This is a genomic window from Yoonia sp., from assembly GCF_017854565.1.
GTDB lineage: Bacteria > Pseudomonadota > Alphaproteobacteria > Rhodobacterales > Rhodobacteraceae > Yoonia.
In genome coordinates this window covers 1-23,698 of record NZ_JAFMHJ010000010.1, presented here as the reverse complement: position 1 = coordinate 23,698, position 23,698 = coordinate 1, and the positions used below count along the sequence as shown (strand labels likewise).

At 59.3% G+C, this 23,698-nt stretch carries 27 protein-coding genes; 12 read left to right on the top strand and 15 right to left on the bottom strand.

Annotated elements, in window-relative coordinates; genetic code table 11:
• Positions 1-48 precede the first annotated feature (48 nt).
• Genes QZ196_RS06175 through QZ196_RS06160 form a run of 4 tightly spaced genes read right to left on the bottom strand, consistent with a single transcriptional unit; the run spans position 49 to position 2,024 of the window.
• On the bottom strand, positions 49-234 hold the full coding sequence (locus tag QZ196_RS06175) for a twin-arginine translocation pathway signal protein (protein WP_296424886.1): 186 nt from the start codon (positions 232-234) through the stop codon (positions 49-51).
• Between the two features lie 52 nt (positions 235-286).
• Complete coding sequence (locus QZ196_RS06170; RefSeq protein WP_296424885.1) at positions 287-898, bottom strand: molecular chaperone TorD family protein; 612 nt, start codon at positions 896-898, stop codon at positions 287-289.
• Positions 895-1,494 (bottom strand): DUF3306 domain-containing protein, encoded by a 600-nt coding sequence (locus QZ196_RS06165; RefSeq protein ID WP_296424884.1) that lies wholly within the window; start codon positions 1,492-1,494, stop codon positions 895-897. Before QZ196_RS06165 ends, QZ196_RS06170 begins: the two co-directional genes overlap by 4 nt.
• Positions 1,491-2,024 carry a DUF3305 domain-containing protein gene (locus QZ196_RS06160; RefSeq protein ID WP_296424883.1) on the bottom strand — a complete coding sequence of 178 codons (534 nt, stop codon included), beginning with the start codon at positions 2,022-2,024 and terminating at the stop codon, positions 1,491-1,493. Before QZ196_RS06160 ends, QZ196_RS06165 begins: the two co-directional genes overlap by 4 nt.
• Positions 2,025-2,246: 222 nt before the next feature.
• Between QZ196_RS06160 and QZ196_RS06155 the strand changes: the two genes are divergently transcribed.
• A complete protein-coding gene (locus QZ196_RS06155) occupies positions 2,247-4,214 on the top strand; it encodes a 4Fe-4S binding protein (RefSeq protein WP_296424882.1) in 1,968 nt (655 codons plus the stop codon).
• Here the strand turns inward: QZ196_RS06155 and QZ196_RS06150 are convergent.
• Positions 4,208-4,948, bottom strand: coding sequence for a hypothetical protein (locus QZ196_RS06150; RefSeq protein ID WP_296424881.1), 741 nt, complete (start codon positions 4,946-4,948; stop codon positions 4,208-4,210). The genes QZ196_RS06155 and QZ196_RS06150 overlap by 7 nt on opposite strands.
• 63 nt (positions 4,949-5,011) lie before the next feature.
• Here QZ196_RS06150 and QZ196_RS06145 point away from each other — a divergent pair, with 63 nt between their 5' ends.
• From QZ196_RS06145 to QZ196_RS06130, 4 genes are read left to right on the top strand one after another with little or no spacing between them, the layout of a single operon-like run.
• Entirely contained in the window at positions 5,012-5,203 is a 192-nt protein-coding gene (locus QZ196_RS06145; protein WP_296424880.1) for a DUF6494 family protein, read from the top strand.
• The gene (locus tag QZ196_RS06140; protein ID WP_296424879.1) at positions 5,204-6,271 is read left to right on the top strand and encodes an Mrp/NBP35 family ATP-binding protein; all 1,068 of its coding nucleotides are present in this window, start codon (positions 5,204-5,206) and stop codon (positions 6,269-6,271) included. It begins immediately after the preceding gene.
• Positions 6,268-6,939 carry a biotin/lipoate--protein ligase family protein gene (locus tag QZ196_RS06135; protein WP_296424878.1) on the top strand — a complete coding sequence of 224 codons (672 nt, stop codon included), beginning with the start codon at positions 6,268-6,270 and terminating at the stop codon, positions 6,937-6,939. Before QZ196_RS06140 ends, QZ196_RS06135 begins: the two co-directional genes overlap by 4 nt.
• A complete protein-coding gene (locus tag QZ196_RS06130) occupies positions 6,939-7,478 on the top strand; it encodes a DUF6505 family protein (protein WP_296424956.1) in 540 nt (179 codons plus the stop codon). Before QZ196_RS06135 ends, QZ196_RS06130 begins: the two co-directional genes overlap by 1 nt.
• Here the strand turns inward: QZ196_RS06130 and QZ196_RS06125 are convergent.
• The 5 genes from QZ196_RS06125 to QZ196_RS06105 all read right to left on the bottom strand — a co-directional run bounded on the left by QZ196_RS06125 (position 7,475) and on the right by QZ196_RS06105 (position 12,669).
• Positions 7,475-8,272, bottom strand: coding sequence for a substrate-binding domain-containing protein (locus QZ196_RS06125; RefSeq protein WP_296424877.1), 798 nt, complete (start codon positions 8,270-8,272; stop codon positions 7,475-7,477). The two genes, QZ196_RS06130 and QZ196_RS06125, sit on opposite strands and share 4 nt — an antisense overlap.
• Positions 8,269-8,985, bottom strand: coding sequence for an ATP-binding cassette domain-containing protein (locus QZ196_RS06120; RefSeq protein WP_296424876.1), 717 nt, complete (start codon positions 8,983-8,985; stop codon positions 8,269-8,271). Before QZ196_RS06120 ends, QZ196_RS06125 begins: the two co-directional genes overlap by 4 nt.
• Positions 8,979-9,683 (bottom strand): ABC transporter permease, encoded by a 705-nt coding sequence (locus tag QZ196_RS06115; protein WP_296424875.1) that lies wholly within the window; start codon positions 9,681-9,683, stop codon positions 8,979-8,981. Before QZ196_RS06115 ends, QZ196_RS06120 begins: the two co-directional genes overlap by 7 nt.
• A 143-nt stretch (positions 9,684-9,826) precedes the next feature.
• Positions 9,827-10,969 (bottom strand): ABC transporter substrate-binding protein, encoded by a 1,143-nt coding sequence (locus QZ196_RS06110; protein ID WP_296424874.1) that lies wholly within the window; start codon positions 10,967-10,969, stop codon positions 9,827-9,829.
• Positions 10,970-11,082: 113 nt separating this feature from the next.
• On the bottom strand, positions 11,083-12,669 hold the full coding sequence (locus QZ196_RS06105) for a phosphate ABC transporter substrate-binding/OmpA family protein (protein ID WP_296424873.1): 1,587 nt from the start codon (positions 12,667-12,669) through the stop codon (positions 11,083-11,085).
• A 410-nt stretch (positions 12,670-13,079) separates the two neighbouring features.
• Between QZ196_RS06105 and QZ196_RS06100 the strand changes: the two genes are divergently transcribed.
• Both QZ196_RS06100 and QZ196_RS06095 read left to right on the top strand, forming a co-directional pair.
• Complete coding sequence (locus QZ196_RS06100) at positions 13,080-13,931, top strand: glycosyltransferase family 25 protein (RefSeq protein WP_296424872.1); 852 nt, start codon at positions 13,080-13,082, stop codon at positions 13,929-13,931.
• 116 nt (positions 13,932-14,047) lie between these two features.
• Positions 14,048-14,539, top strand: a complete 492-nt coding sequence (locus QZ196_RS06095; RefSeq protein WP_296424871.1) for a DUF2244 domain-containing protein — start codon at positions 14,048-14,050, stop codon at positions 14,537-14,539.
• A gap of 33 nt (positions 14,540-14,572) precedes the next feature.
• Here the strand turns inward: QZ196_RS06095 and QZ196_RS06090 are convergent, their stop codons facing one another.
• Positions 14,573-15,034, bottom strand: a complete 462-nt coding sequence (locus QZ196_RS06090) for a GatB/YqeY domain-containing protein (RefSeq protein WP_296424870.1) — start codon at positions 15,032-15,034, stop codon at positions 14,573-14,575.
• Positions 15,035-15,208: 174 nt separating this feature from the next.
• On the opposite strand from QZ196_RS06090, the gene carA reads away from it, so the two are divergent.
• Entirely contained in the window at positions 15,209-16,375 is a 1,167-nt protein-coding gene (gene carA / locus QZ196_RS06085; protein WP_296424869.1) for a glutamine-hydrolyzing carbamoyl-phosphate synthase small subunit, read from the top strand.
• Positions 16,376-16,440: 65 nt separating this feature from the next.
• Complete coding sequence (locus QZ196_RS06080) at positions 16,441-18,354, top strand: glycosyltransferase family 2 protein (protein WP_296424868.1); 1,914 nt, start codon at positions 16,441-16,443, stop codon at positions 18,352-18,354.
• On the opposite strand, the gene QZ196_RS06075 is transcribed toward QZ196_RS06080, so the two are convergent.
• On the bottom strand, positions 18,308-18,961 hold the full coding sequence (locus QZ196_RS06075; RefSeq protein ID WP_296424867.1) for a GntR family transcriptional regulator: 654 nt from the start codon (positions 18,959-18,961) through the stop codon (positions 18,308-18,310). The genes QZ196_RS06080 and QZ196_RS06075 overlap by 47 nt on opposite strands.
• A 100-nt stretch (positions 18,962-19,061) precedes the next feature.
• On the opposite strand from QZ196_RS06075, the gene QZ196_RS06070 reads away from it, so the two are divergent.
• Positions 19,062-19,709 (top strand): pyrimidine 5'-nucleotidase, encoded by a 648-nt coding sequence (locus QZ196_RS06070; RefSeq protein WP_296424866.1) that lies wholly within the window; start codon positions 19,062-19,064, stop codon positions 19,707-19,709.
• A gap of 38 nt (positions 19,710-19,747) precedes the next feature.
• Positions 19,748-20,938 (top strand): UbiH/UbiF family hydroxylase, encoded by a 1,191-nt coding sequence (locus QZ196_RS06065; RefSeq protein ID WP_296424865.1) that lies wholly within the window; start codon positions 19,748-19,750, stop codon positions 20,936-20,938.
• Here the strand turns inward: QZ196_RS06065 and QZ196_RS06060 are convergent.
• The 3 genes from QZ196_RS06060 to QZ196_RS06050 all read right to left on the bottom strand — a co-directional run bounded on the left by QZ196_RS06060 (position 20,935) and on the right by QZ196_RS06050 (position 23,281).
• Positions 20,935-22,062: an aminotransferase class V-fold PLP-dependent enzyme gene (locus tag QZ196_RS06060; RefSeq protein ID WP_296424864.1), complete on the bottom strand. Its 1,128-nt coding sequence runs from the start codon at positions 22,060-22,062 to the stop codon at positions 20,935-20,937. The two genes, QZ196_RS06065 and QZ196_RS06060, sit on opposite strands and share 4 nt — an antisense overlap.
• Before the next feature lie 314 nt (positions 22,063-22,376).
• Positions 22,377-22,829 (bottom strand): Lrp/AsnC family transcriptional regulator, encoded by a 453-nt coding sequence (locus QZ196_RS06055; protein WP_296424863.1) that lies wholly within the window; start codon positions 22,827-22,829, stop codon positions 22,377-22,379.
• On the bottom strand, positions 22,826-23,281 hold the full coding sequence (locus QZ196_RS06050) for an Lrp/AsnC family transcriptional regulator (protein WP_296424954.1): 456 nt from the start codon (positions 23,279-23,281) through the stop codon (positions 22,826-22,828). Before QZ196_RS06050 ends, QZ196_RS06055 begins: the two co-directional genes overlap by 4 nt.
• Positions 23,282-23,415: 134 nt before the next feature.
• On the opposite strand from QZ196_RS06050, the gene QZ196_RS06045 reads away from it, so the two are divergent.
• Positions 23,416-23,698, top strand: a 283-nt coding sequence (locus QZ196_RS06045) for an NAD(P)-dependent oxidoreductase (RefSeq protein WP_296424862.1), incomplete at its 3' end; no start/stop codon positions are given.

Here is a 23,698-nt window from a genome sequence, read left to right as displayed (position 1 = left end):
ACCCGGTCTCGCTGGGTTGCGTTACTTCGGGCCAAGACCCGAAAATCCTTAGAACCGGGCACTGGCCAAGTAGGCGCGGGTATGATCGGTGTCTTGCATTTTTCCGGATGTCAGATCGACCGGCTGTGCCGCTGCCGCTGTTCCCGACGCCGCTGCGGCAACGAGTGCTGGTGCTGCAATTCCGAGTTTGAGAAAATTACGACGGCTTGCGCCGACTTCTTTTTCATTGGCCATGTGACCGTTTCCCTTCTCTTCTTTTGGCGGGGGTCCCGCCGTTATCCACGGATTAATCCGCTATCATTCGAAACGCTTCGCGTTCGATATCCATCAAATTTCGCCCCACTGCCCCAACCGAGGCATAGAGAACCGAATTTTTCGCAGCTTCAAGGTCACTGAAAAAGTGACCTGCCCAAGACCCGACATGCTTGTTAAAAAACACCTTCTGACTTTGCAGATCCGCCGCCGGCCCGGCGAAACGCCCGACGATCAGCCCACCCATCATCTCCAGCAAGGAGGCGATGTTGTCTTCTGGTTCGAAAACATTGGGCGCACGCGCAATGCCGCGCGCCATCATATCGCCACGCAATGCGGCGAGCGGCTTTTCGTTTAGAAAGCCGGTGAGGTAATAGCTGGCAAATGGCAAAAGCTCGCCCCGGCCAAGCCCGATGAACAGCGCGTTAAACTCGCTTCGCACTGCCTTGGGCTTTGACACTTTGGCCACGCGCGCAAGTTGCGTGATTGATTTGCCCAGCACACTGTCGTCTCCCTGAAGATCAGCAGTCTGCGCGAGCAACATCTCATCGGGCGGAGCGGACAGCATTAGCCCAAGATAATTATATAGATCAGCACGCATACGGTCTTCGGTGCTGGTTTCGGCTATATCCGCCATCGCGCTCATGATGTCATCTCCGACGGGGCGTCTTGTTCAAATGACATGCGCATCCGACGGCGCGGCGCGGCATGACCCTGTGATGCAACGGCTTGGGGCGCTTTGGGCGCCTCCGCGATCACGGTATCAACCTCTTGATTCTCATCTGAATTTTGCTCCCCTATTTGTTCTACAACGTCATCTGTGTTCGAAGCTAGCAAAACCTCTGCTTGACGTGCCATTTCCTGCACATGGGCCAACATGCCCTTGCCGACCTGATATGCGGTCTTCATGTCGGGAAACACGGTTGCCGCATCGGTGAAATCGCCGTCATAGTCGTTCAAGCCGTCCAGACAGGCCAAAACGGGGTTCAAACGCCATAGCTTGCGCAGCGCCCGGCGGCGCAGATGTTCGGGGACCGCCTTGGACATAAAGCCCTTGATGTCGTCGCCCAGCACCAGCGTATCGGGGTCAGGCAGTTCCAGCACAGCCAGAATTTCTTCGTCAGACAGGTCTTCTGTCGACACCTCGGGTGCAACGTCCGGCTGCAGCGCCACCTCGGCCTCTGCCTCGTCTGCGACCTTTGCCTTGCGGCGCGACCAGAAATCACTTGCGGGTTTGGTCATGCGGCTGGATCCTTGCGGCCCGGCGCACGGTAGACATCCGTCAACTGCTGGATGCGCGCATCGCCAACGCCATCCTCGACCCGGTCCGTCCGATGCTTGTCGCGGCGCCGCTTTATGAACACTTCTTCTTCGAAAAAGCGGTCGGTAAAGTCGCGGACCCAGCCGATGATACCATCCGGCATCGCGACTTTTTCGACGATGTCTTCGCCGTTGTCGCAGTAATCCTGCGCCTCGTAGGGTGAAGCGGTCACCAACAGCACATCGAACGGGCGTTGAGCATCATCGCTGCGGCGCATTACGACGTAAACGGCGGGTGTTTTATCGGCCAAACCGGCCATATAGGCTTCGCATTCGGCACCGTGCAATTCCAGCGGGCGGGTTGCGGCATGATATTCAACCACATCGCCGTCTTCGCGCAGCGGTTTCCAATCCGCACCCGCAGCACCGGGAAGAACCGAAACCACTTTCCATGCCCACTTGGCCCAACGCGTCGCACCGGGCGCGCGTCGCACGACAATGCCCAAGGGCATGGTCTGGTATTGATGCGGATTGTGGATCACAATTTTCCTCGGGCTTTCTCGGACGTCGTTAACCTCTATGCTGGACCAAATCGGACTGTTCGGAAAGCACTTTTTTGCTAAAATGCGATGCTGCGATGCGGCATATCACGACACCGTTTCCGGTTTACGTTCCCGGCAATACATGGCTACACTCTGCCGACTGCGGAAGCGCAGAACCGCGGGAGAGAGCCAATGACCCAACAGCCAAATACAGTTAAACAATTGATTATATGTGATTGTTTGGGAAGCCAAACAATAGACACAGCCGCGATTGAGGGTGCAACCGGCCTGAAGTGTTCGCGTTTACACACCGCTTTGTGCACAAAAGAAATCGAGAGCGCGACAAAAGCGATCACAAATGGCGGAGTAATCATCGCCTGCGGTCAAGAGCAGAGCATTTTTGAAGAAATCGCCCAAGAAGTTAACGCGGAGTTACCACTTTTTGTAGATCTGCGCGACCGGGCGGGTTGGTCTGATGACCCTGCGACAAATGGTCCAAAGATGGCGGCCCTCGCGGCGGAAGCGTTGCTGCCGCAGATCGAACCCAAGGTACGTGACGTAACGTCAGATGGGGTTTGCCTGATTATCGGCGCGGGTCAGGTCGCGCTGGACGCGGCCGCAAAGCTGGGTGAGGTGCTGAGCGTGACCTTGCTTTTGACCGATGCCAGCGATCCTGATGCAACGGACCGCTTCGATGTGATCAAAGGCCGGGTGACACGGGCGAGCGGATCACTGGGCGCGTTCGATCTGCGGCTGGATGCCGTCCAGAACCTCGAGCCGGGCGGGCGGGGCCACCCCCGGTTTTCCGCGCCGCAGGATGGCGCCACGTCGCAGTGCGACATCATACTGGACCTGTCAGGCGATACGCCGCTGTTTTCAGCCCATGAAAAGCGTGACGGCTATCTGCGCGCCGATCCCAAGCATGCACCATCGGTTGCCGATGCCGTGTTTGAGGCGGCACAGATGGTCGGCACCTTTGAAAAGCCGCTGTATGTGCGGCTTGAACCATCGCTTTGTGCGCATTCGCGTGCCGAACAACCGGCCTGTTCGAATTGCCTGAATGCCTGCCCGACGGGTGCGATCACGTCGGCGGGCGAACATGTGGCGATTGATCCGATGATCTGTGCCGGGTGCGGCGCGTGTTCGGCGCTTTGTCCTTCGGGGGCTATTACGTTTGATGCCCCGCCAGTCGACAGCCTGTTCCGCCGCATCCAAACGCTGGCCAGCACGTTTCGCAAGGCCGGCGGGACCCAGCCGCGGTTGCTGGTGCATGATGACAGCCACGGGATCGAAATGATCCAGCTGGCTGCACGTTTCGGGCGCGGTCTGCCCGCGAATGTGATCCCTCTGGAAGTGACGGCGCTGGCTGGTTTCGGCCATGCCGAGATGTTGGCAGGTCTGGGGGCTGGATTTGCGACCGTAGATATTTTGCTGTCGCCCAAGTCGGACCGCGATACGTTGTCGCGCGAACTGGCGCTGGGACTGGCGATCAGCGGCAAGGCGATCCGGCTGCTGGATATTGCAGACCCCGACGCCTTGTCGGACACCTTGTTTGACGGCACAGAGGCGCGCGCCGTCGCAAGCCCGATCCTGCCCATGGGTTCGCGACGCCAAGTGGCGCGGACGGCAGCCAAGGCGCTGACGGATGCCACGATCATCCCCCTGCCCGACACCGCCCCCTATGGCGCGGTTCTGGTGGATACCGATGCCTGTACCCTGTGTCTGTCATGCGTATCGCTTTGCCCATCGGGCGCGTTGATGGACAACGAAGACAAGCCGCAGTTGCGGTTTCAGGAAGATGCGTGTTTGCAGTGCGGTCTGTGCAGCAACATCTGCCCCGAGAATGCGATTACCCTCAAGCCGCAGTTGAACCTGACTGATGGCGCATTTGCCCAGGTGGTATTGCACGAAGAAGAGCCGTTTGCCTGCGTCGAATGCGGCAACCTGTTCGGTGTCAAATCAACGATCGACAAGATCACCGAAAAGCTGGCCGGGAAACACGCGATGTTCGCCAATCCGGCAGCGGCCCGGATGATCCAGATGTGTGACAATTGTCGGATACAGGCGCAGTATCATTCGGAAAACAATCCCTTCGCCGGGGCAGAGCGCCCGCGCGTCCGCACGACCGATGACTACCTGTCAAAGCGCAAGGATCACTGAGATTGCATAGGTGCGCCCAGATCAGCGGGGGCAATCGTCGCCACAAAGGCGATGATTGCGTCCAGGTCCTCTGCCGTGATGTGCAGGGGCACGATGGGCGATGGGCGCGCGGGATCGAATGGGTCCGTCACATCCGTGATCTGGGTGAAGGCGGGGTGCGGCTTGAGCACGTAAAAGGTTTGAAACCGGGTGTCCCAGTCGGAAAATGTGCGGATCAGCGCAAAAGACGGGGTCGAGCCGATACCCTTCATCCGGTTGGCATCGCTGACCACATGACAGCGCCCACAGTGATCCAGCGACAGATCGCCCCCTTTGGCCGCCAGCGCCGGGTTGATCGGGACCCGGACCACGACAGGTGCGTCGGGTTGCGGCAACAGGAATATCGTGTCACCCTGCGGCTGAAAGCCTGTGATGGCGCGGCCCCCCGCATCAGATGTCAGCCAATCGGCGAACCGCATGGCGGTCGGGCTGTCGATCTGCGTGTCCAGATACCACTGCGCATCGGCGCCAATGAACACCACTTGCCCGGCGGGTTCGCGGGTCAGGACCAGATCGGCGGGCGCACCAACGGGCACACGGTCCACGCGGATCGCGGATTTGAGCGAAAAACGCGGCAGCAAGTAGTCCATAAACCCGGTTTCCAACAAAGGATCAGGGATCGCCAGCCGAATGCTGTTGTCTTGCGCGCCAGCGCTTATAGGTATGAGCCACAGAAGAATTAGGAAAATGCGCATGGTGACCACGCTAGCGGGACGAACCCCGCAGCGTCAATCGCGCGCAACAGACAGGAGACGAAAATGAGCGAAGATTTCAACATGTCCATGCGCAAGTTTCTCAAGCAGGTCGGCGTCACATCGCAGCAAGCGATTGAAGAGGCGATGCGCAACGCAGCGCCCGGCAAGACATTTGAAGCCAAGATGGTCCTGTCCATTCCCGAACTGGGTCTGGAGCATGTCGTGACTGGCAAAATCAGCGGGAAGGACGCGTAAGTGAGCATCACCCGCGACGCGGTCATTGCGACCCTGAAAACGATTGAAGACCCCGCCTCGGGCGATGATATCATGGCTGCCGGTTTGGTCCGGGCCTTGAATGTCGATGACGGCAACGTGCGCTTTGTCTTTGAAGTGGCCCCTGCACTGGCCCAACAAATGGAACCCGTGCGCGCCGCAGCCGAAGCGGCGCTCAGGGCGATGCCGGGCATCGGCAACGTGTCGGCCATCATGACCGCGCACACCACGCCTGCCGCGCCGCCGGATCTGAAGCCGCAGCGTAAATCCGAACCCAAGGGCCCGCAGAAGATCCCCGGCATTGATCGCATCCTTGCGATTGCCTCGGGCAAGGGCGGCGTGGGCAAATCCACGGTCTCGGCCAATCTGGCCTGTGCGCTGGCCGCCGAAGGGCGCCGCGTTGGCCTGCTGGACGCCGATGTCTACGGGCCATCGCAGCCCCGTATGCTGGGTGTTTCGGGGCGTCCTGCGTCACCCGATGGCAAGACGATCCTGCCGATGCGCAACCACGGCGTGACGATGATGTCGATCGGCCTGATGCAAAACGATGATCAGGCCGTTGTCTGGCGCGGCCCGATGTTGATGGGCGCGTTGCAGCAGATGATGAATCAGGTGCAATGGGGCGCGCTTGACGTGCTGATCGTGGACCTGCCCCCCGGCACCGGCGATGTGCAGATGACACTGGCGCAAAAGTTCGACGTGACAGGTGCCGTGATCGTCTCGACGCCGCAGGACGTGGCCCTGATCGACGCGCGCAAGGGCATTGATATGTTCAACCAGCTGGGCACCCCGATCATTGGCATGATCGAAAACATGAGCACGCACATCTGCTCCAACTGCGGCCACGAGGAACACACCTTTGGCCATGGCGGCGTGGCGGCAGAGGCGGCAAAGCTGGGGGTGCCCCTGTTGGCTGAATTGCCCTTGCATCTGGACATCCGTCTGGCCGCCGACGGGGGCGCGCCGATTGTCGTATCCAAACCCGACAGCCCGCAGGCAGAGGCGTTTCGCGTGGTCGCACGCACCTTGATCGCCGCAGGTCACGCATGACAGCGCCGGTCTTTCCGCCGCTTCTTTCGGGCATGGCAACGGTCGACAATCCCATGGATGTCGCTGTTGCCATGGCCACCGAAGGCTGCGACGCGGGCACGGTGATTTATAACCTCAGCGGGAATGACCTGCGCGCCGCCATCGTCTTTGCGCCCGAGGTTCCGTTGGCAGATGCAATGGCGATGCTGCCGGCCTGCGGCATCGGGTTTCAGAACGCCTTGGGGTCCGTCGCCCCGCCAGAAGTCGCCGTGCATCTGGATTGGAACGGCGGCATCCGATTGAACGGCGGCGCTTGCGGCCGGTTGCAGGCCAAAGCATCGGGGACGGTCCCCGACGACATCCCCGATTGGCTGATCATCGGTCTGGAACTACCGCTTTGGCCCGCGTCCGACGATCCCGGCGACACGCCCGACGAAACGGCGCTTTACGCCGAAGGCTGCATGGATGTGGACCCCGTCTTGCTGTTGGAAAGCTGGGCGCGTCACATGCTGGTCTGGGTCAACCGCTGGGACGATGACGGTGTCAAACCGCTGCATTCGGAATTGCAGGGGTTGATGCACGGCCTTGGCGAAGGCGACTTTGTCGGCCTTGACGAACGTTTTGGCATGTTGCGCCGGGACGGCGAAACGACCACACTTATCCCACTGACCAGTTTGTTGGAAACATGATGACAGCCCAATACCTTGCCCGCGCGATCCATTTTGACGAAAGCGACATGAACATCTTTCATGCGCCCGCCCGGACGGGTGAATGGTGCATATCCGGCGGGTTCGAGTTTTCGAACTGGTCGGACGGCGATCTGGCTGGCAAGGCGCGGCAGGCATTCAGCAACGGCTGGCTGGGCCTTGAGACATTCGGACGGGTGTCGGTCGTGGCTGTCACCAAGGTCGAGCAGGTCGAAATCGACGCCCTGACCGCCGCACTGGCCGCCCATTTCGTCAGCCACTATGGCGCGCCATCGGTCGCGGCCGCACAGGGCGTGGCGGCAGATGAAATCGCGCAGATGATCGCATTATGTGACGGTCAGGACCCGAACACCCTGCTGATGGTATCACGCGAACTGACCGAGGCCGGCGTGAAGGAAGGGTTCAGGTCGATCGAGCCCCAATCAGCGGGGATCGATCAGTTTGCCATTCACGGCTCGCTAGATGAAGACGAACCGCATGATCATGAACACGGGCATGATCATGGCCATCACCACCACTAGGATGCGGGCTGCGCGTTGAAGGTGAACAGCGTTTCACCGTTGATCGTGTAGCTGTTGATCAGCTCTGCCGCGCGGGGCGATGTCAGCCAGTCTTCCAGTTTCACCGCCAGATCGGCTTTGATGTGGCCGTGCAATTCGGGATTGACCGGGATGTAGGCGTATTGGTTAAACAGCACCGGATCGCCTGCAAACAACAGACCCAGATCAGCCTTGTTGCCAAAGTTCAGCCAGCTGGCGCGGTCGGCCAGAATGTAGGCGTTCATACCGGCAGCCGTGTTCAGCGCAGCGCCCATGCCGGCACCCACTGGCCGATACCAGTCACCGCCGCGCGACACGTCGGCGGCATCCCACAAAGACAGTTCTTTCTTGTGGGTTCCGCTATCGTCGCCACGGCTGACAAAAACGGCTTCGGTCTGGGCAATGCGCGCCAGCGCATCGGCGGCAGTATCTGCATCGGCGATGGCCGCAGGGTCAGCAACCGGACCGATGAAAACAAAGTCATTGTACATGATTTCGCGGCGATGCGTGCCGTAGCCGTCGGCCAGAAATGCATCTTCTGCGGGACGCGAGTGGACAAGGATCGCATCGACATCCCCCGCCTCGCCCAGACGGATCGCCTGACCGGTGCCCACGACAAGCAACTGGACGGTGATGCCGGTGTCTTCGGCAATGGCAGGCAGCAGAATTTCTGACAGACCTGAATTGTGGAACGATGTGGTCACGGCAAGTTTAAGGTCTTCGGCAGAGGCGATAGTGCCTGTCAGCCCAAGAACCAGAGCAAGTATACGGGTCACTCTACGATATCTCCATTTAACAAAGCGGCGGCCTGTGGGGTTTTGGGTGCGCCGAAAAATGCATCGGCGGCGGCCATTTCGATTATTTTTCCATGCATGAGAAACACGACATCACTCGCCAAACGTCTGGCCTGCCCGATGTCATGGGTCGCCATGAGGATACGGGTGCCACCTGCCTGCGCGGATTTCAAGATCGCTTCGATCTCGCGGATGGCGCGGCCGTCCAGATTGGCGCAGGGTTCGTCCAGAAAAAGAATATCGGGTGACCGCATCAGCGCGCGTGCCAGCGCCAGCTTTTGTTTTTCGCCGCCCGACAGTTGGGGGGCTTGCTGATCAAGCGCCCGGCCCAGACCAATGCGCCCGGCCCAGTCGGCGGCCAGCGCATACGCAGCAGCCTTGGGTGTGCCATGCAGGATCAGCGGATAGGCCAGATTATCGCGCACCGAGCGGCGCATCATGATCGGGGTCTGAAACACAAAGGCTTGCCGCTGTAGCGTGTCGCGCAGCGGAATTTGCCATTGCACCTGTCCACCAGAAAGCCGTTCCAAGCCATGCAGCGCGCGCAAAAGGGTCGTCTTACCGGCGCCATTTGGGCCCATCACAATCGTAAAACCGGTTTGCGACACCGTCAGGTCAACCGGACCCAGCAGGGTTTTCCCCCGCCGTTTCACCACGGCACCGGACATTTTCAGGGGCAGGATCGAAGTTACCATTTGCCGTCGCTTTCGGTGCGTCCGATCATATGGGTTGCGACGTTCACCGCAATCGCCAGCCCGATCAGCACGAAACCAAGACCAAGCGCGAGCGCAAAGTCACCTTTGCCCGTCTCAAGCGCGATGGCCGTCGTCAAGACGCGGGTCGCGTGGTCGATATTGCCGCCGACGATCATAATCGCGCCCACTTCGCCAATCGCACGCCCGAACCCGGCAAGCGACGCAGTCATCAGTGCCCGCCGCCCGTCCCAGATCAGGGTCGCGATGCGCTGCCGTTTGGTGGTTGAAAGCGAAATCAACAGATCATGATATTCGGACCAGATATCGCGGATGGATTGGTGCGCGATGGACGCGATCAGCGGTGTGATGATAATTACCTGCGCGATGATCATCGCCGTGGGCGTGAACAGCAGCCCCAATACGCCAAACGGCCCCGAGCGCGACAATAAAAGATAAACAATCAGCCCCACCACGACCGGCGGCAGCCCCATCAGCGCATTCAACAGTGCAATCGTCGCGCGCCGGTGGCGAAACCGGCGAATGGCCAGCCAGGCCCCAAAAGGCAAAGCAATCGCAGACCCAATCACCACAGCGGTCAGCGTGACCTGCAACGACCGCAGCGTGATTTCGACAAGATCGGGATCAAGGGTCACGACCAGCCACAAGCCAGCCATCAGTCCCTCCCAGATTTCACCCATAGTTCTTGCCTGCCTGATCGTTCATGCGCGTATGTTTTCACGACCGATCAATAGGATCAATCGCGGCATGACGCAATCGGCACAGCAAAAAGGGCAGCACTTGCGCGCTGCCCTTTTTTGATGAATCCACGTTGGACCGTCAGTTACATCGGCTCAAAGAACCCGTCAGGCAAAAGCCGGGTCATAAAGATCGTGTCGATGCCTTGGTTGTCCTCTGCGCCGAGCGAGATTTCGATCCCACCCAAATCAAACGAACTCATTTCCGCAAACGCCTGCAAAAAGCTTTCGTGGGTTGGATTTTCGCCCGCATTTTTCAACGCCTCGATGGCAACGCGGCCGACCATGTACCCTTCGAGGGACACGAAACCGAACAATGCATTGGGGTTCTGCGCCTGCAAAGCCGCATGATAGTCGGCAACGATCGGCACAGAGTTGTCCCAAGGGAACGGCACAACCTGGCTGATCACCACACCGGAGCCTTCTGGCCAAAGCTCATCCGCCAGCGCCTGTGATCCCACAAAGGAGATCGTGACGAACTCTGGCGTGAATTCATACGAACGCGACAGTTTGATAAACTCGCCGATGGGTTTGTACGCGCCCACCATGACGACAGCTTCGGGGTTGGAATCGCGGATCGTCAGCAGCGCGTCTTTTACATCCGTTGTGTTCCGGGTGTAGGTGCCTTCGGAAATGAGCGACATGCCGCGGGCATCCATCGCCTTGTTGACGCCGCTTAGACCGGCCCGGCCAAAGCTGTCGTCCTGGTACAGGATCGCAATGCGGGTCAGCCCCTCATTGTCGACCAGATGGGCGATCCATTGTTCCGTTTCAGCGTCATAGCTGCCGCGGACGTTGTAGACATTGCCCAGCGCGGGGTTGCGCAGGAAACCGGCGCCGGTAAAGGCACCCACCATTGGAAATTGCGCCGCAGTTGCGATGGGCTGCAACACAGAGGCAGTCGGTGTACCCACGCTGCCGATCAGGGCAAAGTGTTCACCGCCTTCGATCATCGCGTTGATATGGGCGGTCGAGCGGTCAGGCTCATAGCCGTCGTCCCAACTGTCGAGAGCCAGCTTGTGACCATTGACGCCGCCGTTACGGTTTACTTCCTCAAAGGCCGCCAAGAGCCCCAGTTGCATGCCAAGACCCAGCTGCGCTGCTGGTCCGTCCAATGCCGCGATCTGGCCAAATTGGATCGTGTCGGCAGTAACGCCGTCTTCTGCCAACAACGCGGATGGAATAGCCAAGGCCGTCAACACACTAAGTAGTGTTGTTCTGATTTTCATCGTCATTCTCCAAAGATCATGCGTGCGGACGTAGCGATACGCCACAGCAAGATCAGTTAACATCTGTGAACGAAAGGCACCGCCGCGCGGGCGCGCGACGGTATCATTTGACCTTATGCTCCCTGACGCACCCAGACTTCGACCCTACGGTTGATACGCTTGCCTTCGAGGGAATCGTTACAGGCCGCTGGTGACAGCTCGCCATAACCTTTCACGCCGACGCTGACGTTCTGCAGATCAGCACCGCCCGCATTCAGCAACTCGTCCGCAACCTGCTGCGCACGCACGACAGACAGACCTTGGTTCGACCCAAATGCGCCGTCGCCATCGGTGAAACCAACGACAGACACCTCAGTGCCGGCAGGCTGAACTTTGAGGAAGTCGATCAGACGTCCAAGGTCTTCAAGACCTTTACCGTCAAGACGCGCAGAACCTGACGCAAAACGGAACGTAGTCGACAGGCGGTTCCATTCGAACATGTCCAGCAACATGTCGCGGGCCAGTTGGAATTCAAACGGGTCCACGGCATTTTGCAGAACCGAACGTATCCGGCCATTTTCACGGTCCTGCTGAACGCGGGAAATCGACAGGTTGATCAGGCCGGACTTGGCGATGACACTGTCGGCTGCGTCGGACGTGACGTAGTCGATGAACTCTTGCGTTGTGGCGTCGACATTGTCAGCGCGGTTATAGAGGTACAGACGCCGCTGAAGCGGGTATTCCTCGGTCTTGGCCGAAAATGCGTTAGGTGAAAACGACAGGCCGCAAGAACCGACAAGGTCCAACGCCTTGGTGCCACGCTCGAATGCCGAACCGACATAGCCGATGGCAAACGGGTTTGCGCGGACTGCGCTTGCCATCGCCTCATGTGATGGCACGACCTCGACTGCGTCGGTCTGGACCCGACCGGATTGTGCGAACACGCGTTCTTCGAACACGGCCTGCGAACCGGAACCATCCTCGCGGCTATAAAGCACGATCGGCGCGTTGGGGCCGCCAATCTCTGCCCAGTTCGTGATGCGACCGCTGAAAATCAGATCGAGGTTTTCCAGCGAAATCGTGCCGAGCGGGTTATCGGGGTGTACGATAACCGAAAGGCTGTCAACGGCGACAACATGTTCCTGATTGAGTTCAATCAGGTTACCGGCGCCAAAGTTGCGCAACTGGCGCGCTTCGGCGGGCAGAATACGACGTGACGACATGCCGATTTTCACGTCCGGGCTTTGCAGGGCCGTAAATGCATCAGAAGAGCTGTTGGACAGCACGCGGAACGTCCCGACAGGTTCACCGAACCCACCATCGCCAATAACTTCAGTCGTCAGGTAGCCGTTAACATTGCGCTGCGATTCGATCGTGGCGCCGTCCTCGGTTGCGAAACCTTCGATGAGGAAAGGCATCAGGCCCGTGCCCAGCGTTTCAGACCCAACGATCGTGATTTCGCCAGCCTGTGCGGCATTCTGCGGACAGGCCGCACCTTCGCAAGTGACTGCATCTGCGGCGATATTCAGATCGCCAAGGCTCGTGCGAATTGTGAATATATCATTTTCAAACTTGATAAATTCGCCTTCCAAATTGATGTCGCCCTGGACGCCCATCAGTTTAATAGTATCAGCGAAGGCAGGCGCCGCTGTCAGGCCGACAACAGCCGACGCAAGGCATATAGCCGCGCTGTTCAAGAAATTCTGTTTCGTGCGTCTCACGAGTATTCTCCTAGTTTGAGTATAATAGGCATGGGTAACCGTCGCCACCTTGGCCGCATAAAGTGCCCAATTGTCGTCTGAATTAAGACAGAACTTTGATTACTGTTGCGATTATCGGCACAAAAAGCAGATATGCGCAGGGCGTCAATCGCCCAAACCTTCGTGCATACACTAATAAAGTGGCAAAATGCTGCGAATGAACCGCTGACAGACTGCGGTACAAATGTGGCACGCCGTATTGGTGCCCGGTTTCGCGCGCAGGTTGCCTCGGGGTCGCCTGGCGCGCGATTCTGGAGAAAGACGGAGATGCCGATCGAGGCCGGACGCATCCGCCGATTTTCCCTGAATCGTCACCGGTTGCCCGCAACGGCCCATCTTGCTACTATCGCAGCATTTTATAAGGTGACATCATGCAAAACGACACCGAAGATCTGATGTGTTACTATATCAACCTTGATCGGTCGGTGGATCGGCGCGCCCATATGGAAACGGTCATCAAGGACCGTGGACTGACGGCGATCCGGATTGCCGCGTGCGACGGTGCCACGCTGACTGACGCGGCATGTGCGGCCCATCGTCCACCCGCATCCGGCAAGCGCCAGCTATCCAAACCAGAGATCGGTTGTTTTCTCAGCCACCGGGCCGCCTGGACGGATATTGCGGCGGGGGATCAGCGGTGGGGCTGCGTGTTTGAAGATGACATTATGCTATCCCAAGACATCAGCCATGTCTTGCGCGATATCTATCGCAGTGCGGACCATACGACATTCGTCAAACTGGAAAGCTTCCTGCCGCAAAGGATACTGATCGGCAGGCAACAGCGCAGCTTGTGCGATAACCGCGTGCTTGCGCCGGTCCATTCCACCAGTGATGGCACCGCAGGGTACCTGCTATCGCGCGAGAACGCAGTCCGCCTGCTGGACGCATCACAAACATGCGACACGCCTGTTGACGACTTTATGTTCAACCCGGCACATTGGCCGCTGGCTGACGTGATCCGGCATCACGTCGTGCCCGGCGTTTGTATCCAGCAAAAACAAGCGGAAGCGATGCAGTTCCTGCCAGCCGATGCCGGACAGTCCATCATAGATGAGGCGCGTTTGGCCAGCCAGACACAGGCGGCACCGCCACGGCGCAGGGGATGGCGCAAGCTGCGACGCGAAGTGATGCGCCCATTTGATCGCCCAGTCGCCGGGGTCCGCAACCGCCTGATCGCGTGGCGTGCCAACGGCACATGGACAGACGCAACATTTCGCATGTGATCTGCCGTCGCCCATTTTCGCACCCTGCATTTTCAAACCGTCGTATCGCACCGGCACCGCATAGCGCGACCAATTTGCACATTGGCGGCACAGCGCAGCCCGGCTAATGATTTCCCATGCCCTATGAATGGTCGCCACCACCACCACACCACACGCCCGATTGGGAACTGAGCCTTTGGCCCTATCGGTCACTGCTGCGCCGTGATTTCGTGTTATTCATCGGGGCGACCGCTGCTATTGTCGCGCTGCCTCTGGTCACCGTGCTGGGGACGGCTGTATTGTGGGGATTGCTGCCGTTTTTCGTGCTTATGCTCTGGGGGTTATGGACGGCCCTGACCATCAGCTACAAACGCGGTGAAGTACTCGAGGAACTGAAGGTCAACGAAACCACGGCCCATCTGACCCGCCACAACCCCAAAGGTCCGAACCAGCATTGGGAGGCGAACCGTTATTGGGTCACCGTGCACCTGCACCCAAAGGGCGGCCCGGTCGAGAATTACATCACGTTGCGCGGCGGTGACCGCGAAGTCGAGATTGGCGCGTTTCTTGATGCCACCGAAAGGCTCGCGCTTTATGATGATCTCAAGCGGGCACTGCGCCCACACTGAACGGCACACGACCAAAGCGTCCGATCAAATGCGTTAGCCCAAGCGCCCTTTGACGACGGGGCCTATTTTGCCAAAGTCCATCTGGCCCATGTATTTCGCCTTGAGAATACCCATGACCTTGCCCATGTCGCGGATGCTGGCCGCGCCGACTTCTGCAATGGCATCATCAACCGCTTTTTTAACTTCGACTTCGGTCAGCTGTTTGGGCAGGAATTCTTCTATTACTTTGATTTCAGACAGTTCTTTTTCAGCCAGTTCAAGCCGCCCACCTTCTTCATAGGCGCGCACGCTCTCGTGGCGCTGTTTGACCATCCGGCCCATGATCGCGAGCACGTCGTCATTTGTCACGCCGTCCTCTTCTTCGGCGGTGCCGCGCAGCGCAATATCACGATCCTTGATCGCAGCATTGATCAGCCGTAGCGTCGAAAGGCGGTCGGCCTCTCGTGACTTCATTGCATCCTTGAGGGCCGCAGTGACCCGATCGCGCATGTCCATGAAAACTCCCGATCACAACATGTAATTGAATGGTGACCATAAGGTGCCGCGCCCCCGCTGACAAGCACCCGTTGCCCGACGCCAGCCCTTGTTTGCAAGGCCCCGATCCGGCCTTGACCCTGCCCGCCCGCCCCCTTAAACCCGCCACAATTTGACTGACAGGAGCAAGCGGCAATGGCACATGGCAAGACCCCAAAACCAACGGCCTGTCTGGCCCTTGCGGATGGCACCATCTTTTACGGCATGGGATTCGGTGCTACCGGCGAAACGGTGGCAGAGCTGTGTTTTAACACCGCCATGACCGGATATCAGGAAATCATGACGGACCCGTCCTATGCGGGGCAGGTCGTGACCTTCACCTTTCCCCATATCGGCAATACCGGCGTCAATCCCGAGGATGACGAAACCGCCGATCCCGTGGCCGAAGGCATGGTCGTAAAATGGGACCCGACCGCGGCATCCAGCTGGCGTTCCACCGAAGAGCTGACGACATGGCTGGTCAAACGCGGGCGCATCGGCATGGGCGGCATTGACACCAGACGTCTGACGCGGGCCATCCGGCAGCAAGGCGCGCCGCATGTCGCGCTTGCCCATGACCCCGATGGCAATTTCGATATTGCCGCGCTGGTCCAAAAGGCGCGCAGTTTTCAGGGCCTCGAAGGTCAGGATCTTGCCAGGCATGTCACCTGCGCACAGTCGTATCAGTGGAACGAAATGCGGTGGGCTTGGCCGCAAGGATACGCCCCCCAGACCGCCCCCCGGCGCAAGGTTGTCGCAATTGATTTTGGTGCAAAGCGGAATATCCTGCGTTGTCTGGCCAGTGCGGGCTGCGAAGTGACCGTATTGCCCGCCTCAGCGACCGCAGAGGATGTGCTGGCGTTGCGCCCGGACGGCGTGTTCTTGTCCAACGGCCCCGGCGATCCGGCGGCAACAGGCGTTTACGCCGTGCCCATGATCAAGGGAATTCTGGCGACGGACCTTCCCGTCTTCGGCATTTGTCTGGGGCACCAGATGCTCGCGCTCGCTTTGGGCGCCAAAACCATCAAGATGAACCACGGCCACCACGGCGCCAACCATCCCGTCAAGGCAATTGAAACCGGAAAGGTGGAAATTACCTCTATGAATCATGGGTTTACGGTCGATAGCCAAAGCTTACCCGACGGCGTTGTCGAAACCCATGTGTCGCTGTTTGACGGCAGCAACTGCGGGATTCGCATCGCCGATCGCCCGGTTTTCAGCGTGCAATACCACCCAGAGGCCAGCCCGGGACCCCAAGACAGCTACTATCTGTTCGAACGCTTTGCACAGGCGATGGATGCGCGCACGTCCATCGCAGGCTGAAAACAGCATTTAACTGAACATTAACCTGGTTGAGAGATGTTGAACCCCACGTAACAGGGGGTTCAATGGTGATCGTTGAAGAGGATCCACAGTGGCTTGACGGGCAAAACATGCCTGATCTTGCGGGATCGTCGCTGGCATGGGCTTTGGTCAACCGATCATTGATCAGCCGTCAGGATGCCACCGATGCGGCGATGATCGCCCGACGTCAGGGGGTACGGCTGGCAGATGTCATGTGCCGTATCTACGGCGTGTCGCAATATACCGTCGCGTGCATCATGGCCGAAAATGCGCAGGCGCAGCTGGTCAATCCGCTTGAAACGCCGCCCGACCACAGCCTTGTGCACCGTTATGGTCCGGCGACCTGCGTGCAGAACGGGGTTCTGCCGTGGCGGGAAATCGGCGGGGATACCGTGATCCTGACCGCCCGCCCCGACCAGTTCGCACGCCATCATGACAGCCTGAAAACGCTCTTTGGCCCGATCCGAACCGCGATCACGACCGAAGACCAGCTTAACCGCTGCATCACCCGTCATTTCGGCGCGACCCTTGTCACGCGGGCGGAAGCAAAAGTGCCGATGAATGAAAGTTGCCGCAACTGGAACAGCCAATTCGCCCTGTTATTTGGCATCCTATTGGCTGCCATACTGCTGGCGGCCACGCTCACCGCGCCTCGCATGCTTTTTGCGGCCCTTACGGCGTGGGCGATGCTGACCCTTGCCCTGAACACCGCGCTCAAGGCCACCGCCGCCTATCTGGGCTGGCGTGACAGCCCCACAGCGGAACAAAATATCGTCCCCGCACGGCTGCCGGTCATCACGATGCTGGTCCCGCTTTACAATGAAACCGCGATCACCGAACACCTGCTCTGTCGGCTCAGGGCGCTGGATTATCCGCGTGAACTGCTGGACGTCTGTCTTGTGTTGGAGGCGGATGACCAAACGACGCGCACCACGCTTGGGCAGACCATTCTGCCGACGTGGATGCGGGCTGTCGTGGTGCCCAAAGGCACGATCAAGACAAAGCCCCGCGCGCTTAACTACGCGCTGGATTTCGCCCATGGCAGCATCATCGGCGTCTGGGACGCCGAGGATGCGCCAGCCGCCGATCAGCTGCATGTCGTCGCCCGGCACTTTGCCAACTGCGGACCCGAAGTGGTCTGCCTGCAAGGGACGCTGGACTACTATAACGCCGACACAAATTGGCTGACCCGCTGCTTTACCATCGAATATGCTGGCTGGTTCCGCGTTGTTCTGCCGGGTCTGCAAAAATTGGGGCTGGTGGTGCCCTTGGGCGGGACAACCCTGTTTTTCCGGCGTCACGCATTAGATGCGTTGGGCGGGTGGGACGCGCATAACGTGACGGAAGATGCCGATCTTGGCGTGCGTCTGGCCCGCCACGGCTACCGCACCGCATTGATCAATACCGTGACAGAGGAAGAGGCGAACGGCCGCGCCTGGCCTTGGGTGAAACAGCGGTCACGATGGCTCAAGGGGTATGCGATGACGTATGGGGTTCATATGCGCAACCCCGCCCAGCTGTGGCGCGATCTGGGACCATGGCGGTTTTTTGGCGTTCAGCTGCTTTTTCTGGGGACGCTGTCGCAATTCGTGCTTGCGCCGCTTTTGTGGACATTCTGGTTGCTGCCTTTTGGTTTCTCGCACCCGCTGAGCGCGCTGATACCTGCATGGGCGTTCTGGGCATTTGCCGCGCTATTTGTCACATCCGAACTGGTGAACCTCGCCGTGGCGGCCGTGGGCGTTCACAAGGCGCGCAAGACATGGCTGACGAAATGGGCCATCACCTTGCAGTTCTACTTCCCGCTCGCCGCACTTGCCGCCTACAAAGGGCTTTGGGAACTTGTGACAAAGCCATTTTACTGGGACAAGACAGCCCACGGCATCCTGTTGCCGAAAACGTGGCAATCGCCGGTTACTCCGCCGCCTCGACCGCCTGCGCGTCCAGCTTCAGGCGTGTGACAAACGCCTTGGAAATATGATCACGCAGGGCGGCATACGCCGCATCGCCATCCCCAGCCGCAATGGCTGCGACGATCCGCGCATGTTCTTCCAACGTGCCCGTCGTGCGCCCCTCGGCGGCAAGCGAAGTGGTCGCCAGCAGCGCCATCGACCGATGCACCAGATCCAATTGCTGCACCAAGAACCGATTATGCGATGCCAGATGGATTTGCTTGTGAAACCGGCGGTTTGCCCGGCTGAGCGCGATGGGATCGCCGACCAGTTTCTGGTCTTCCTCCAGCATATCGCGCAGCACCTTGACCTCTTCGGGGGCGGCATGCCGGGCGGCAAGACGCGCCGCAAGCCCCTCCAATTCGCCGCGCACAACATAAAGTTCCGACAACTGCGAATGATCCAGCGAGGCCACGATCAGTGACCGACCGTCGCGGGCCAGCAGTGACTGCGTTTCAAGACGTTGTAATGCCTCGCGAATTGGGGTGCGCGAAACACCAAAACGTTCCGCCAGCTCGCTTTCCACCAGACGATCGCCGGGTTTGTAAAGGTGGCTGTCGATTGCCTCGAGGATCAGGGCGTAGGCGTCCTTTTGGGATGCGCGTGGGTCTTGCATGGGTCAGGCCTTTCGTGATCCTGCGACCATACCCCTCAGGCCCGCCTGCAATCAAGCCAAAGCGATTGCGCAACACCACAGCCAAGCCTAATGTCGCGCCATGGTTGCCGCATCATTTACACATGTCGATACATGGGTCTTTGACCTCGACAATACGCTTTATCACCCCTCGGCGGGATTGTTCGCGCGAATGAACCCCAAAATGACCGCCTTTGTGATGCGCGTCGCCGGGGTCGACCGAAAGCGCGCTGATTTTCTGCGCGAAGAATATTGGCGGGTTCACGGGTCCACGCTGGCGGGTCTGATGCAAGAACATGCGATGGACCCCCACGAATTTCTGACCGACGTGCATGACATCGACATCGGGCACCTGACCCCCGATCCCGCCCTTGCCAATGCCCTTGGCCGGCTGCCGGGCCGCAAGATCGTCTATACCAACGGCACCGCGCCCTATGCCAAACGGGTGATCACCGCGCGCGGTCTGTCGGGGCAGTTTGACGCAGTCTATGGCGTGGAACATGCTGATTTCAAACCAAAACCGCAAGCGGCTGCTTTTGCCAAGGTCTTTGATCACGACGGCATCACCCCGACAAAATCCGCGATGTTCGAGGACGAGGCGCGCAATCTGGCTGTGCCCCACACGCTTGGCATGCGCACCGTGCATGTCCATGACACCCCCGCGACCGGCGCGCACATCCACCACCACACCAACGACCTGACCGGCTTCTTGTCGCAGCTGGCCCGCTGACCCTTTCCGCGACGACAAAGGCGGCCTATGACATGATCATGGAAAGCAAAACAACAGACATACTGATTGCCGGTGGCGGTGTTGCAGGCCTGAGCGCGGCCGCAGCGTTCGGCACGGCCGGTTTCAACGTGGTGATCGTTGACCCCGCGACGCCGATCACGACACGCGACGCCGAAGGCGCCGACCTGCGCACAACCGCGTTTTTGCAACCGGCCCAGCAATTTCTGGCCATGGCGGGCCTGTGGGACAGGCTTGCCCCGCACGCAACGCCCCTGCAAACCATGCGGATCGTTGACGCGGCAGCACAACCACCAGTGACCCGTGACTTTCATGCCGCCGATATTTCCGACCAACCCTTTGGCTGGAACTTGCACAACTGGCTGCTGCGGCGCGAAATGGTCGCACGGCTGGCCGCGCTGCCAAATGTCGATTTCCGGCCCGGCACCGGTTTTTCCCATATGGTCGCCCGCACGTCGGAAGCCTTGGTGTCACTGACCGACGGCACCCAAGTGCGTGCGCAGTTGGTCATCGGTGCCGATGGGCGCAATTCGCCCGTCCGCACGGCTGCCGACATCAACGTGAAAACAACGCGCTACGGGCAAAAAGCAGTTACATTTGCGGTCACCCACGACGCGCCGCACGACAATATATCAACCGAAATCCATCAGGCTGGCGGGCCGTTCACTCTGGTCCCGCTGCCCGATCACGATGGGAAACCCTGCTCTGCGGTCGTCTGGATGGACCACGGACCCGAAGCGATGCGGCTTGCCGCCCTGCCCGATGCTGAATTCGAGGCAGCGGCAAGCGCCCGTTCGGCCTATACCTACGGACCACTGACGCTGGCATCACGGCGCATGATCTGGCCGATCATCAGTCAAATCGCGCAGTCCATAACCGGCCCACGCACGGCACTGGTCGCCGAGGCCGCGCATGTGATGCCGCCGATCGGCGCACAGGGGTTGAACATGTCGCTGACCGATCTGGCCTGCCTGCTTGGGCTTGCGCAGGCGGCGCCGGAAAACTTGGGCACGCAACATATGCTCGACACATATGCGCGCCGCCGCCATCGCGATATCAAGCTGCGGGTCACCGGGATCGACGCGCTGAACCGCGCGTCCATCGCTGGCAGTCCTGTGGTTCAGGATTTGCGCGCCAAGGGTATTCAGGCGCTTTACGGAATTACCCCCGTTCGGCGCAAACTGATGCAAATCGGGCTAGGTGCGCGTTAAAGCACGCGGTCCAATACCGCCACCAGTCGCGCCAGCGTGCCATCGACGTCGTAAAGTTTGTCCAACCCAAACAGCCCGAGGCGAAACGTCCGAAAATCGGCAGGCTCATCACATTGCAGCGGGACACCGGCGGCAATCTGCATCCCTTCGGCCGCAAATTTCGACCCATTCTGCACGGCGGGATCGTCAGTATAACTGACCACGACACCCGGCGCTGCAAACCCTTCGGCCGCAACCGACCGCACGCCCTTGTCGGCCAACACCTTGCGCACGGCATTTCCCAACGCCCACTGGGCATCCTTGAGCTTGGCAAAACCATAGGCCTGCGTCTCTTGCATGGTGTCGCGAAACGCCCGCAGCCCGTCCGTCGGCATCGTCGCATGATAGGCGTGACCGCCATTCTCATAGGCCTGCATGATGCTGTGCCATTTCTTGAGGTCCAGGCTGAACGAATTCGACGTCGTCTCGGCCATGCGATCCACCGCGCGCTGCGACATCATCACAAGACCGGCAGACGGCGTCGCCGACCAGCCCTTTTGCGGCGCGGAAATCAACACATCGACGCCCGTCGCCTTCATATCCACCCAAACACAGCCCGACGCGATGCAATCCAGAACCAACAGCGCGCCAACGTCATGGGCCGCATCCGCCAGCGCAGTCAGGTAATCATCGGGCAGGATGATCCCGGCCGAGGTTTCGACATGCGGCGCAAAGACAACATCGGGTTTTGCCGCACGAATAGCGGCGACCACATCATCAATCGGCGCGGGTGCAAAGGGCGCCGCCGTGCCATTGCCCGATTGCCGCGCCTTCACGACCGTGTTCTTGGCGGTGAATTGCCCTGCGTCAAAAATCTGCGTCCAACGGAACGAAAACCAGCCATTTCGGACAATAAACGCATGGGCATCGGCGCCGAACTGCCGGGCCACCGCCTCCATTGCGTAGGTGCCGCCGCCGGGCACAAGCGCCACCTGATCCGCGTTGTAGACGTCTTTGAGCATGGCCGAAATATCCGTCATCACGCCCTGAAACGCCTTGGACATATGGTTCAGCGACCGATCGGTAAAGACAACCGAAAACTCCATCAGCCCATCGGGATCTACTGGGTTTTGCTTTTCGTACATAATGGCGTCCTGTCTTGTTACCTCACTGCTAGGATAGTCTAGGACATTTGGCAAACCCAACCTGAAATCGCGGCAGTGGCACGGCAAGACAAACGCCGATCTCGCTGTGGGCGCCCATAAAGAAATATCAAAATTCCGCGCCGCCAAAACGGCATACGACATCGTTGGCACGCACACATTGCACAAGAACCTGCAATGCCGCGCCTGGCTGGATGTTCTTTCGCACCTCCGACCGGAAAAGAATGCAAAGCGGGAATGGTGTCAACCGCAAGACAACGCCCGGCGCATCATCAGGATAAACCAGATATGCGACGCTAAAGCGGACCCGGCCTGCGCTCTTCCGACAACAGCACATTGGCTTCGACATTGCCCACCCCCGGCAAGGTCATGATGCGGCGGCGCAGGACCCGCTCGAAATCAGCCAAATCGCGGGCAACGACCCGCAATCTATAGTCGTACAGGCCTAGGACATGCTCGATCCGCTGCACCTCGGGAATGGCGCCGACGGCGCGTTCGAAATCCTCCAGACTGATGCGCCCCTTTGTGGCCAGCTTGACCCCCAAAAACACCGTCACGCCAAAGCCGACCTTTGCCGCGTCCAGCACCAGCCGACGCCCGGCGATCACGCCCGCATGCTGCAACCGCCTGATGCGCCGCCACGTCGCCGGCTGGCTCAGCCCAAGCTTCTGGCCCAACTGACCGGTTGATTGATCCGCATTCGCGCTCAGCGCGCGCAAGATCGCCCGATCCAGATCATCCAACGTCATAGCGGCAGGCTTTCATCCGCCTTCACGCTGGCCACAGTCATCAGCGCCTCGATATCGGCCATATGCGGCAGGGTCAGAACATCCTGACGGTAAATCCGCTGATAATCCTGCAAATCACGCGCAATCAGCGACAGCCGCACATCAACCCGCCCCAGAAACGTCTGTATCTCGATCACTTCGGGCACCAAACGGGCGGCGGCCAGAAAATCGTCAAATGCCCGCGCGACCGTCTTGTCCAACGTGATCCGCAGGCTGACAGCGACGCTGTAACCCAACACGGCCCAGTCAATCACGATCTGACTGCCCTGCAGCACCCCGGCCTCACGCAGATGCTCGACGCGGCGCGTCACCCGCGCGGGCGTCATACCCGCCAGTTTGGCCAGTTCCGGCACCCCCAGCGCGGGATCGGCCTGCAGCAGGCGTAAAAGGCGGCGATCAATATCATCAAGCATAAAAATATCTATATACATACATAATGCGCATAACAATATTCACATGTCTAAAAATACTCAAAGATCGACCCTCACAATGGCGCAAAACATACGTTAAAATGCCCCCAACGAAACCCATTCAAAGGACCGCCACCATGCGCGTTTACTATGATCGCGATTGCGATGTTAACCTGATCAAAGACAAAAAAGTCGCTATTCTGGGCTACGGCTCACAGGGCCACGCACATGCGCTGAACCTGCGTGACAGCGGCGCGAAAAACCTTGTGGTTGCTCTGCGCGAAGGCTCCCCGAGCCAAGCCAAAGCCGAAGGCGAAGGCCTGCAGGTCATGGGCATCGCCGAAGCTGCGGCATGGTGTGATCTGATCATGTTCACCATGCCCGACGAATTGCAGGCCGAAACCTACAAGAAATACGTCC